The organism is Saccharothrix hoggarensis (assembly GCF_052936025.1).
On the sequence record NZ_CP193624.1, the window covers coordinates 3,813,836 to 3,825,679 of the forward strand.

The 11,844-nt window shown below is 68.5% G+C and carries 10 protein-coding genes; 5 read left to right on the forward strand and 5 right to left on the reverse strand.

Features of this window, described 5'->3' with window-relative positions; all coding sequences use genetic code 11:
* Positions 1 to 44 precede the first annotated feature (44 nt).
* The 4 genes from ACRAKH_RS17520 (at position 45) to ACRAKH_RS17535 (ending at position 5,860) form a co-directional block, all read left to right on the forward strand.
* Positions 45 to 3,359, forward strand: a complete 3,315-nt coding sequence (locus ACRAKH_RS17520; RefSeq protein ID WP_380718570.1) for a hypothetical protein — start codon at positions 45 to 47, stop codon at positions 3,357 to 3,359.
* A gap of 274 nt (positions 3,360 to 3,633) precedes the next feature.
* Complete coding sequence (locus tag ACRAKH_RS17525) at positions 3,634 to 3,783, forward strand: hypothetical protein (RefSeq protein WP_380718572.1); 150 nt, start codon at positions 3,634 to 3,636, stop codon at positions 3,781 to 3,783.
* Positions 3,780 to 4,790 carry a hypothetical protein gene (locus ACRAKH_RS17530; protein WP_380718574.1) on the forward strand — a complete coding sequence of 337 codons (1,011 nt, stop codon included), beginning with the start codon at positions 3,780 to 3,782 and terminating at the stop codon, positions 4,788 to 4,790. The genes ACRAKH_RS17525 and ACRAKH_RS17530 overlap by 4 nt, the downstream gene beginning before the upstream one ends.
* A gap of 341 nt (positions 4,791 to 5,131) precedes the next feature.
* The gene (locus tag ACRAKH_RS17535) at positions 5,132 to 5,860 is read left to right on the forward strand and encodes a hypothetical protein (protein ID WP_380718576.1); all 729 of its coding nucleotides are present in this window, start codon (positions 5,132 to 5,134) and stop codon (positions 5,858 to 5,860) included.
* A gap of 421 nt (positions 5,861 to 6,281) precedes the next feature.
* On the opposite strand, the gene ACRAKH_RS17540 is transcribed toward ACRAKH_RS17535, so the two are convergent.
* From ACRAKH_RS17540 to ACRAKH_RS17560, 5 genes are all read right to left on the reverse strand, one after another.
* Complete coding sequence (locus ACRAKH_RS17540; RefSeq protein WP_380718578.1) at positions 6,282 to 7,787, reverse strand: hypothetical protein; 1,506 nt, start codon at positions 7,785 to 7,787, stop codon at positions 6,282 to 6,284.
* Positions 7,784 to 8,119, reverse strand: a complete 336-nt coding sequence (locus ACRAKH_RS17545; RefSeq protein WP_380718580.1) for a helix-turn-helix domain-containing protein — start codon at positions 8,117 to 8,119, stop codon at positions 7,784 to 7,786. The genes ACRAKH_RS17540 and ACRAKH_RS17545 overlap by 4 nt, the downstream gene beginning before the upstream one ends.
* Positions 8,116 to 8,412 carry a tyrosine-type recombinase/integrase gene (locus ACRAKH_RS17550; protein ID WP_447009973.1) on the reverse strand — a complete coding sequence of 99 codons (297 nt, stop codon included), beginning with the start codon at positions 8,410 to 8,412 and terminating at the stop codon, positions 8,116 to 8,118. The genes ACRAKH_RS17545 and ACRAKH_RS17550 overlap by 4 nt, the downstream gene beginning before the upstream one ends.
* 3 nt (positions 8,413 to 8,415) lie before the next feature.
* The gene (locus ACRAKH_RS17555) at positions 8,416 to 8,667 is read right to left on the reverse strand and encodes a hypothetical protein (protein ID WP_380718582.1); all 252 of its coding nucleotides are present in this window, start codon (positions 8,665 to 8,667) and stop codon (positions 8,416 to 8,418) included.
* A 1,411-nt stretch (positions 8,668 to 10,078) separates the two neighbouring features.
* Entirely contained in the window at positions 10,079 to 11,194 is a 1,116-nt protein-coding gene (locus tag ACRAKH_RS17560; RefSeq protein WP_380718584.1) for a hypothetical protein, read from the reverse strand.
* A gap of 55 nt (positions 11,195 to 11,249) precedes the next feature.
* Between ACRAKH_RS17560 and ACRAKH_RS17565 the strand changes: the two genes are divergently transcribed.
* Entirely contained in the window at positions 11,250 to 11,666 is a 417-nt protein-coding gene (locus tag ACRAKH_RS17565) for a hypothetical protein (RefSeq protein ID WP_380718586.1), read from the forward strand.
* Positions 11,667 to 11,844: the final 178 nt, after the last annotated feature.

The window sequence follows — 11,844 nt, forward strand, 5'->3', positions numbered from 1 at the left end:
CACGACGGACGGGCCTGACACGACACGACCGCTAGGATTTCCGGATGGCGACCAGTAGCAGCGGCGGTTCGGCAGCGGCTGGCGGTTTCCGGTTCGAGATACAGGTGGGCGCGATGCTCGCCGCGCACGTGGTGACGGAAGCCCGCTTGCCCTCCAGTGCCCCGCGGCCGTGGCCGCGTACCGCAGGCCGGCTCACCCACGTGGGATTGCAGGCCGGATACCCCGTCGACGACATCGTGGCCTTCACGGGCGACGAGGGTTTCATCGCCGTGCAGGCGAAGAAGCAGCTCCGACTCGGCCTATCGGAGGAATCCCCGCTGGCACAGGCGCTCGAGCAGGCGGTACGGATGTTCCGTCAGGGGCCGCCTGGCGCGGCGGCGGAACGGGAGTGGAACCCGGCGATCGACCGCATCGTGATCGCGTCCGACATGGACGCTCCCGAACCGGTTCGTCGCCATCTGGTGACTGTGGTCAACCGGCTGGCGACGGCGCCCCTCTCCGCCGGCGAGGAGCAACTGACCAACAGCGAGGGTGAGAGGACAGCGCTGTCGGTCTTCACCGGCCACGTGCGGCGACTCTGGAAACAGCTGGTGGGCTCGGAGATCGCACGTGAGGATCTTCACGCGTTCTGTTCGGTGTTCCGGGTCATGGCGTTCGACCTTCAGCCGGGCGGGCGGGACCTGCAGGCCGTGCAAGCCGTGTTGGGCAGGTCGATGGTCGATGTTTCCCGGGTCGACACAGCCTGGCGCAGTCTGTTGGTGTCCTGTGAGAACCTGTCGGCCGATCGGACGTTCGCCAACGCCCGGGATCTGCGCGGCGAGCTTGCCGCCGACGGACTCGACTTCACCCGAATCGTCCACACCCGGGACGAGGTCGGACCGGTGTTCGCCCCGGATGCCGTCCTGCACGGTCCTCTCACCGGCGGAGCGCTGCGCGACCGGGTCGCCGAAGCCGACAAGCTGTCGAAGTCCGACCCGCAGGCCGCCGCCAAGCAGTACAAGTCGGTGATGGCCGACCTGCAGGCGGACGGCTACCTCCACCAGGCCGCCGAACTGCAGCCGCAGCTGACCCGGGCGTTGCGGGCTGGTGGACAGCACGACGCCGCGATACGCGCGGCCGTCGTCGCCGCCTGGGAGCCGGTGCGACGTGGGGAGGTACCGTCCCAGTTCCCCGAAGAGCTCAAGCTCATGGACGAGTTCCGGCGCTCGCCGGACGTCTCCGCGCGTGTCGGCACGGCGGTGTACGCGGTGTTGCGGTACGAGGCCGGCGACATGTCGTTGCCGGACGTGGCCGAACGCGTCGCGGCCGTGCGCGATGACGACGAGTTCGCCGGGGAGTTGCTGCTGTGGTCGGCCGAGGAAGCGGTCGCCGCCGGTCGACCCGACATCGTCGAGAGGCTGTGCGACCGCGCTCTGGCGCACGCGGCGGCGGCCTCCGACGATGCGGTGGAGTTCGCCGGGCGCATGCGTATCGCCGTCGCGGAATGCCGTCGGGACTGGTCGCTGCTGGCGACGATCGAGGCGGACTGCGGTCCCGAGCTGCACGTGTTGGCCCGCGCCCGACACGGGCAGGCACTCGCGCGCAGCAACGACCTCGCGGGAGCGGTCGAGAGTTACGAGCAGGCCGTCGCCCGTGGCACCCGAGAGCAGATGTACGCCGAGGTGCGCACGTGGCTGTACGACCTGCGCAACCTGCGTTTCGCCCTCGGCGGGCCCGGCATGGGCTACGAGACGCACCACACCGCTCAGTCACTGCCCCGCAGCCACAAGCTCACCGTCTTCGAGGGCAAGGACCAGCTGCTGGCGCGCGGCCTGGAAGCCCTCGCCTCCGAACAACGCGACCGGGCGCACCGGGTGTTCATGCGTTTGAGGCACCGCATGTCGACCGGGGCGGCCCTGGCCAACCAGCGGCAGTGCGAAACGAGCCTCGGCGACGCCCTGGGCGCCGACAACGTGCGGTCGGCCGTCGACCACTACCTGCGGGGCGCCGAGCACAAGAAGGCCACGGCGCTGCTGCGACGGCAACCCGACACGGAACTGGTGCCCGAGCAGTCCTGGGTCGACGGACCGGTCTGGCAGGCCAGGGCGGCCTACGAGTTCCTCGGCGCGCACGGTGATCTTGTTCCCGAGCAGCATGCGCGGGAGCTGTTCGAGAAGTCGGCGGGGCGGCTGATCACCGCGGGGCCCATCCGTGACTGGGCGACCCTGGGTGCGAACGAGACGCTGCTCAAGACCCTCGCCTCCTTGGTGTGGTCCTCCTCGCGCGACGCGGCGGGCAGGCTGCTCGCCCGCCTGGCACCCATCGCGGGGAAAGGGGGACTGCGACGATCGATCGAGGCGCACGTCGACCTCCTGCTGGGATGCGCCCAGGTGCACCCCGACCTGGCCGCCGATGCCGCCCACCAGTTCGCCGACCTGATGTGCGTGACGGCCAAAGCGGTGCCGGCAGCGACCGCACGGGCCTTGGAACTCCTGGCGCCGGCCAGTGGGTACCTGGTCGAGCGGCTCTCACGTGCGGTCGACGCGAACGAGGCACCGTGGCTCATCCCCGTGCTCGAGGAACTGGGAGTACGCACACCTGCCGTGGTCGAGCACACCAACGCGGCGCTGGACGCAGCGGCGAAACCACGCACCTACACACCGGGCTCCGCGGGCTTCGGCAGTGACCTGGTCAGCGTGGCCGACCTCTCCCACATCGGCGACCCGGGCCGACGTGATCGCTTCGTGGCCGCGATGCTCGACATCGCCCTGGAACCGCGAGAGCTCAACGTCGAACGCCGCGAGGCGATCGACGCCATCGCCGCCGTCGCTCAGCGATGCGGCGCCGGATCGCTGGACACCGACCTCCGCGTCAGAGTCCTCGAGGCCGTACGACCGATCGCCGCCGGCCAGGGTATCGGCAGCAGCGAGGATCTGTTCCCGCTACGGCTGACTTCCCCGGCAGAACTGGTGCTCGCGGCGAACAGGCTGCTGGTCATCCTTGCCCCGGATGAGCGGGAGCGCGACCGGATCGCCCGCAACCTGCTGCTGACCCTCATGGACGGCGACATCGACAATCCCCGGCTGCTGCAGAACGCGCTGGCCCAAGCACCGGCCGGCACCTTCAGGCACGACCTGCTCGCGCTCGCCGTCTCACGATCCCCCTCGATACGCGCTTTCGCCGCCCACTGCTGGACACAGATCGACGACAGCGAAGACGACATCGGGCGACGACTGGCTTCCGATCCCGCCGGAATCGTGCGCTTGACACTGGCCCGCGGACTCACCAGCACCGCCAAGACCGGCACCGACGACATCCGCAGGATCCTGAACGGCGACTGCCGGTTCAGCGTCCGCGCAGCGATCCATCAGACACCCTAGCGTCGCCGATCCGCTCCCGAACGAGGTAGCCAGCAACGTCTGTCGTGGTCGCCGGTCTCCGAACCTGCACGGTGAACAGGTCGAGGACCGCGTAGCGGGACCGCCCGGTCCGGGCAGGGCTCGTGCAGGGGCACGATCGATCCTGGCGGCGCGGATGAGACGCCTTCGGCGGCAGCCCTCGTCCTGTCTCACCGGGTCTCCCCGTAGAACCGAAAATCGGGTGGATACGGCTCAGTAGGCTTCTGACCGGGGCTTCTCACGGCTGGAGGCATGGTTGTCGGCACAGGTGTCGGCGGACGAGAAACCGGGGCGTCTGCGTGAGTTCCCGGAGATCGGCCAGGACGACAAGGCTCAGCGATTTCCCGAGGTCGTCGACCAGGCTCACGACGAGTTCGCCGCGCTCCACATCGGCGGTGTGCGATGAGCCGCAGCATCGACTTCCCGCCACTGGAGAACGGCCTGGACTACCTCACCGACGCCGTTCACCGGCTCACCCGGACCCCGAGCCCAAGGGACTTGAAGTACGCGGTGCTGCATCTGCACGCCGGCGTGGAGGTACTGCTGAAATACCGGTTGATCTGCCAGGACTGGCGACTCATCCTCGAAGACAAGGACAAGGACGCCACGTTGGCAGAGGTCACCGAGGAGGACTATCAGGCCGGCCGGTTTCGCAGCATCGGCGTCGGGAAGGCACTCAAGCGGCTTCAGACCCTCCAGGACGTCACCTTCACCAGCGGCCAGAAGCGCGCGGCCGCCGCGCTGGAGAGGTTCCGCAACCAGCTCCAGCACCACGGCCTGACCAGCACCGCCGAAGCAGTAGAGGCTCAGGCCGCCAAAGCACTGGGGTTCATCGTGGACTTCATCGACACCCATATCACCCCGGAGACCCATCTCACCGCCGCCGACGAGCAGGTCCTCGCCGAGGCCATGCCTGACATCCGCAGTGCTCTCGGCACGATCACCGCGCTGGTCAATCAACGGATGCAGGGTCTACGTCCTGTCCTGGCCCGGGTTTGGACCGCCTGGTGTCCGGACTGTGGCCAGCTGGCAGTGCTTCTGGAAGACCGACACCCCGATCGGCCACACGGTTCTGAGCACAGTCGGCCCCGGTGCGTCTTCTGCACTGCACGCTGGGACTCGCGCGAGGCATACGTCGACGACTTCACCGGCACCAGGCTGGGACTCGGCAGCCACTACGAAGCAGCGCACGACGGAGGAGACACGCCTACCGAACCCTGCCCGGAGTGCGGCCACGACATGGTGGTGTGGTTCGACCCGACCACCGGTGAACCCGGCCCGAACCGCAGCGGTCTCTGCTTCTTCTGCGGGTGCGAGTTCAACGACCGGTGCCCGCGCTGCGAGTGTCCCGTGGACAACCGCGACATCGACGAAGGCACGGCGTTGTGCTCGGATTGCATCGACGCCCTCTGACCTTCATCACCGCTACCAGTTTCGGCATGTTGATCTTCAGTCGAACCTGGCCCGGCGACCCGCCGGGCAGACCTGCGCTGTGAACGACTGCGGTTCGTAATGCTGTCGGGTGCACGCTCGCTGCAATGCCACCAGCGCGTCGTTGTCCCGCCGACCGACGGCTCGGCGCCCGCCGGGGGAGCCTGTCCGGACGGAAGACAGCGATGCTGCGCATGCCGCCCGGAACTGATGGGCGGACGGCGTGGCGATTCCCCTTGGGCAGAGGCGACGGGCGATCATGGGGTGATGACGCAAGATCCCCTCTTCGATCCGCCGGTGGCCCGTTGGGTGCGGGGCGCCAGTTGCAGGATCGGGAGGACCCGCCGTTCGAGCTGGACGAGAACGGCCTGCTGCCGGAATCCGGGCGTCTGGACGAGGAGTTGCTCCGTCTGAGGGATCTGCCTTCTGCCGGAATGGCGCTGGTGCTGTTGGGCGAGCCGGGTACGGGCAAGACCACGGCTTTCGGTCAGTTGACCGGCGCGGATGCCGCCACGGTATCCCCGAAGCCTGGGCAGTCCGGCACGGTTTGGGTTCTTGGGTCGGAGTTGACCGACCTCGCGTCCTTCCGTGAGCTGATAGGCGATCATCTCGAAGCTCTCCCCCGTGCCGATTCCACTGGTCCGTTCCCGACGGCGCTGACGATCGTGCTCGACCAGTTGGACGAGAGTCCGATGCTGGCGCGGCTGTCCCGCCGCTTCCAGTCGGCGCTGGCCGCTGTGGACACGCGGTCGCTGAGGCTGCTGATCGCCTGCCGCAGCGCCGACTACCCCACCGGTCTGACCGGTGTGCTTGAGCAGGCATTGGATCGCTGTGTCGTGGCCGACCTGGCTCCCCTGACCCGTGCCGACGTCACGACGTTGGCCACCCAGGTCGGAGTGGATGGTGAGCGGTTCATCCGCGCGGTCGTAGACGCCGGTGTGGGCGTTCTGGCGAACGTGCCGTTGACCTTGCGGATACTGGTCGACGCCTACCGGGGGTCGAGGACTGGTGAGGTCGCGTATTCAACTGTCACGAGTTCTCGGCGGTTGTAGCGCTGAGTGATCACACGGGCGTACTGACACCAGCTTCGGTCTTCGGAGCTGAGGTAGACATGCGTGAAGTACTTGATGTGCGGTGCGGGCCGGAAGCACACCGGCTTTCGGCCCGCACCTGCTCAACGTCGCCGCTTGGGCCGCCGCAGTCGACGCAGCCGGCGGTGGGCTGACCGGCGCGTGGTCCACCATTGGTGAACCTGCGGTACTGCGAGCAGCAGTCCGGTGACCGCGAGAATGAACTCGGTCACCGATCCGATGACGGACACAGTGCTCCCCTTCCTAGGCCGCCACGGAGATGGCGGCCCCCCTGGGAGCGGTCGGCCCGATGCGTCGGCGGAGCCCCACCAGTATGTCGAGTGTTGAACTCGAGGTCTCGCGAAACTGGTGAATCGTGCCTTCAACTGTCGCAGCTTCGTCGTCATGGTCGCTGCGTGTGATCTCCGGGTGCGTATCGGCTCCAGGTGGCGCCGGCCTGGTTGGCGAGCCTGGTTGTGGTGACGTGGTGGTAGCCGAGGGCGTCGGCGACGACCGGGGCGGGCATCTCCAGGACGTGCTGGCGGATCGCGGCGGCGCGTCCGGCGGTGGTGGGCACTCCGAGTTCGTGGACCAGCGAGGCCAGGTGCTCGGGCCGGAGCGGTTGGCCGGCGCGGCGACCGGGGAACAGCCAGGTGGAGCCGGGGTTGGTCGCGGTCCGCATGGTGGTGCGGCTGGCCGTGTAGTCCAGCAGCAGTGCGGCGAAGGCGTGTGGAACGGGTGAGGACGGATCTCCGAGGCGGAGGAGGACCTGGTCCGCTTCCTGGACGATGTCGTCGAGGGTGAGGCGGACGATGCGGCTGACCGGCTGGGCGTAGAGCAGCAGCAGTCCGGCGGCCACCCCGCTGCGCAGCGGCGCGTCGTCGGTGGTGAGGACGTGGCCCAACAGTTCGATCCGACGCGCGCGGGTCAGCGGGGCCGCTGGCCGGATTTGCGTCACGGGCAGCGTGAACCGCCGGGTGAGCTTGTTGTCCATGCACCACAACAGAAACGCACGAATGGCGGTGCGTTCGTGCTGCTTGCGTTCGGCGTGCCAGGCGTCGATCTCGCCTTGACGACAGTCGGACAGACGCAGGCCGCGTTCGGCGAGCCAGCCCAGGAACGCGGTGGCGCGGGCGACCTGATCCCCGACGAACCCGCGAGCGGACGGGGTGAGGGGTTTGCGGTCGGCGCGGGCGCGCAGTCGGGGTAGGACGTGCCAGGTGGCGAACCGGCGAATGACCTGCTGGTGGTCGGGCTCGGTGATACCGGCGAGGTGTTCGCCGAGCCAGCGCTCGAACAGACAGAGCTGCTTGTCCACCCGTGGTAGCAGACCGCAGCTCATGAGCAGGTCCCGCAGGTGGGCGGCGGCCCGCCAGGGCTGGAGCAGGTGGAACGCCTCGTGGGTCAGCGGGATCTTGCCGGTTCCCAGGCCGCGCAACAGATTCGCGGCGGCACCGGCGTTCGGTGGTCGCCCGTCGAGCCAACTCAACCCGGTGCGGGGGTTGTCCATCGAGGTGAGCATCCGGTGCAGCGGCTCCAGCTCGGGGCGGACGCGGCCGGTGCCGTCGTCGAGCAGAACGGCCAGCCGGTCCGACAGAGTGCAGCGGGTGCAAAGCCGACCGGCGTGCAGCTGGCTCTCCCCGCCGCAGCGGGAACAGGCATAGGACGGGCGGAAACCGGCGCACCGGGTGCATACCGCCGCGCCGTCGGCGGGTCGCCGTCCGGGGAGAATCCGCTGCTCGCCGCAGCCGGGACACCGGCCGTGGAGACGCAGCGCGCGGCACTCACAGGTCCGGCAGACCGAGCCGTCGGGCCAGACGGCGGCGAAGCAGCCGAACCGGCCGCACCGGGCGCAGGTGCGCTTGTGCCAACGCTCGAACTGCTCGGGCGTGCGGTAGGCGGGGCTCACTCGTCGTCGACAATCAGCGCTGGCCGAGGACGTAGCCTTTCGGTGCCCGACGGCGGCGCGGGCCGGTCATCGGTGGCGGTGCGGCGGACGCCGGCGTTCTCGGCGGTAATGGCCACCAGGTCGGCCGGGGTGCAGCCGAGGATGTCGCAGAACGCGGCCAGCACCTGCAACGACAGCCTCTCCGGGGTGCCCGAGACCAGGCGGTGGACCTGGGAGGCGGACAGGTCGACGCCGCGGTCCTTGAGCAGCGGCGCCAGCTCGGTGGCGGTGAACACGCCGCGGGCGGCCATCACCTCCCGCAGCCGCCACGTGTACCCGACCTTGCGTCTCATGCCCGCGTCTCCTGCCCGCCCAGGGCCTCGGCGGCCAGGCCGTCGAGATGGCGACGCAGCGTGCGCTTGCGGAAGTCCGAGGACACGCAGGTGTAGATCGAGGTCGTGGAGGCATGCTCGTGGCCGACCTGCTCCTGCACGAACCTGGGATCCCAGCCGTCCTCGATCAGGTACGTGACGTAGGAACGGCGCAGCGAATGGAAATCGACCCCGTCGTCCAGGCCGGCCTCGCTGTCGTGCCCGGCGAGATCAGCGGCGCGCCCAGGGTCGGCGCGACCGGTTCGGCACTCCAGGCTTCATTCCTCAGCCCAGCCGGAACCGTAGCCACCCACTTCGCCGAACTCGACCAGCCCTTCGGTCACCCCGCCCACGTCGGCATCGACGTCAATGCCGACGAGGGAATTGACGATGCCAGCAGGGTAGGCGAGGATATTAGGATCGTTGGGCCAATCATGCAATGGCAATTGGGCCGTCGTGGCGGCGGCGGTGCCGCCCAGCAGGACCAGGGTGGTGGCCGTGGCGAGTGCCGCGGCGGTGGTCACCAACACGCGTCGCATGATGTTGCCTCCCGGAGAGATCCGTTCAGGTCAGGTACTCAAAACGTGCCCCTCGGATAGCACCCGGGCCCAGCCGCACACGCACCGCGGTCGAACTCACCCGAAAGTGGCTCGCCGAGTGGAACCGGGACTCGACACGCCGACCTGACGCTGCCACGCGCAGCATGAGCACCGGGACCACGCGGTGGCCGAGGCGCACGACCGGCGCCTTTCCTCACCGCGCAGGCTTGGTGGCGGAATCGTGGCGGTCTTCCATCACGGCGGGGCAGGACGAAGACACCGTGTGCCGTGGCCGCCGTGAAAGGGGTGCCCGGCCGGCCCGAGCCCGTGGTTACGCGGGCGGCGATGTGCGGTGGCCTCCGGTGTAGCCGGCGGCGATACGGCTGAACTCGCCCGGCTGCTGCTTCACACGGGTGTAAGGAACGGATCGACCGCCGGATTCCCAATCCCCGTCGTAAACCAACCTGGTAGGCGATTCCTCGGTGTCGAGGTCGCCCTGGTGGTTGTCGCGTACGGCACCCCCATCCGCTGATCATGCCCACGTCGTGCTTGCGGGCGTAGTCGACCAAGCCGCGCATATCCGCCTGGGTGAACACGTTCTTCTTTTGGTCGGCGCCGAACATGGGTGCCAGTCCGAGGCGCCGGTAGGCCTGCTCACGGATCCACACCTTGCCCCAGGCCCACTCGGCGGTCATCAGGCCTACCATCTTCTCGGCATTGGCGATCGTCCACACCGACGGCACCCTCGTCTTGGGCCCCGACGTGGACCTGGCCACCAGCGCCCAACCGGTTGCGGCAGAGCACGCATAGATTACGAGGTCGCCCTCCCAGATGGCCGGGCGCGGCGCGGTCGTCGGCCTCGGCCGGACGTCCGTCGAGCAGCGGGGTTCGCGAATACGCGGCGCCGGCGCCGGACGTGGCCCGCGCCTGTCCGTGCGGCGGGTGCGCAGCGAGATCGACTCCTGCCGTGGTGTGGCGACCGGCTGGGCGTAGACCCACTGGAGGATGGCCTCGTGACTCGCAATCCCAGCGTCCCAAACCGGCTTGTCGCGTGCCAATCGGCCGGAGATCGACGCCGGCGGCCAACCCGCTCGCGACAGCCCTACCACCCGCGACCGCAGAACCGGATTCCGGTCCACCGCCAGTGGTTTCGGCCTCGACCGGGCCGCCTCCGCAGCCCGGTCGGCAGCCACCGCCCGATAGCCTTCCCTGCCGCCGGCGACGATTCACCTCGCGGGACACGATCGAGGCATCGCGGCCGATCCGGAGACGATCTTCTTGTACTCCAACGACTCCGCCGGCCCAGGGGAGCTCTCCTCCCGGTCGGCCGAGGTCGGCATCCGACGCACGGCGGGCAAAGGGATCACTTCCGATGCGGTGCCGGTCCTCGGGGTGCCCGGCCTCAGGCGGCCTTCCGGTCTGCGGCCTCTTCGTCGAGACGGCACAACAGTGAACAGGCGAGCATCGATGCCTGCACCGCGTTGCGACGGCTGTACTGGCGAGGGCTCACGGTGTGGGCCGTCGCGTTGCGACTGAAGGTGTTCGGTACGACGTCTCCGTCCTCGACGAAGAACTGCTGGTACGTCTGCCACATGGGAGCGAACGCGATGAACTGACGGACCGTGAACTCGTCGTAGGCGTCCTTCGTGCGCCTGCCCTTCCGGTCGGGGGTGAACTTGTACCGGTCCTTCTTGAAGTAGGCGCTGAGGACGGCGTCGATGAGCGACCCGGCGAGTGCCTGCGCAGCCTCCGTGTGGCCGGCATCGAGGGCGTCGAGCGCGGCCACGGCGAAGCGGGTGTACGGGGCGACGGCCGTCGTGGTGCAGGCTGTGACCACCTCGCGGCAGTCCGCTGAGATGGTCCTCCAGCGTCGCCCGAGAATGCCCCTGCGTTCGCTCGCGCTGTCGGCGCGGATCAGTGCCTCTGCCGTAGAGGCGCGCGGCACCCCGTAGAGCGGTATGCCGTCGACCATGACCACCTCTTCCACCTGCTCCAACCTCAGACCTTCGATGTCCTGCAGGTTGGGTGGATAAAACGTCCACTTGATGTTGGCAAGCGACGGTCCTATGGCCTTCAGCCAGGATGCCTGTTGCGCGGCGAACCGTGACGCGACCTGGGTGAGCGTGTCGCCGAGGCCGAAGTCGATGTTCCTGGTCAACTGCGAGGCGATGCGGTTGAGGTTGGACTGCTGTAGCGCAGTGGTCCGGAAGATGTCGCTGTTGATGACGGAGAACTGCTTCTGCCACGCGGCCTGCGAGTCGAGGAACGGCTTGATGGCGTTGCCGACGATTGCCTGCTGCGCCTCGGCGAACGCCGACAGCGTCGTGATGTTCTTCAGCACCGAGTCGGGGATGAACTGCGACATGGACGGAAGCTTGAAGTCGATCCGGGGGCCCAGAGAGCGCCGCACTTGTTCCATCGACTTCCGGAGCGTCTCCTGTTGCTTCGGCGTCAGCTCGAGGCCGTCGTCCTCCGAAGGGTCTTCCGGCTGTCCGTCCTCGTGCTCTTCACCTGCCACGCGTAAAGGCTAGCCATCCAGCTGGCCGCACGCACCCGCGTCGCGCGTCTCCGGGATGTCCGGCGGCAGCACCCAGGCCACCGCGATGCCGGGCGGTCGGTCCTATCCGCCGCAGGTGATCGTCATCAGCGAGGACAAGGACACCGCGACCTACCTCCCGCCGCTTGCCAGCGGCATCGCCATGGAAGGCAGCGGGCGGGGTGGCACCACCGCCGCCGCCTTCACCTGGATCACCGACGCGCCCTACACCAGCCTCGGCTATGACGACGCCTACCGCCGAGGCGGACCACGACGTCCTCAATTGGGGTGCGTGCACGTCCCGGTCGAGCGTTCCTTCTCATGTGGGTTCCTACCCCTTGGTGGCCGACCGCGCACGTGCCGGGCGAACGACGGTCGGTCGATCATGGCCGACTTCGTCGGCGGCCAGTCGCCGTGCCGTGGGGGTGTAGGTGACTCTTCCGATGCGGTCTGAACCGGCCCCGGACGTCTCGTCGCTTGGCGGCTCATCCCTTCGGTCGAGTAACGCCACGAAGGGTGATCATCACTGAGCCGTTTCAGTGTATATTCGCCGAGTTCCTTTCGCGTGCATGGCATCGCGTTAAAGTGGGTAAGGCATGCCGGGGAGGGCAGGCCAGCTGCGGAGGGGAACT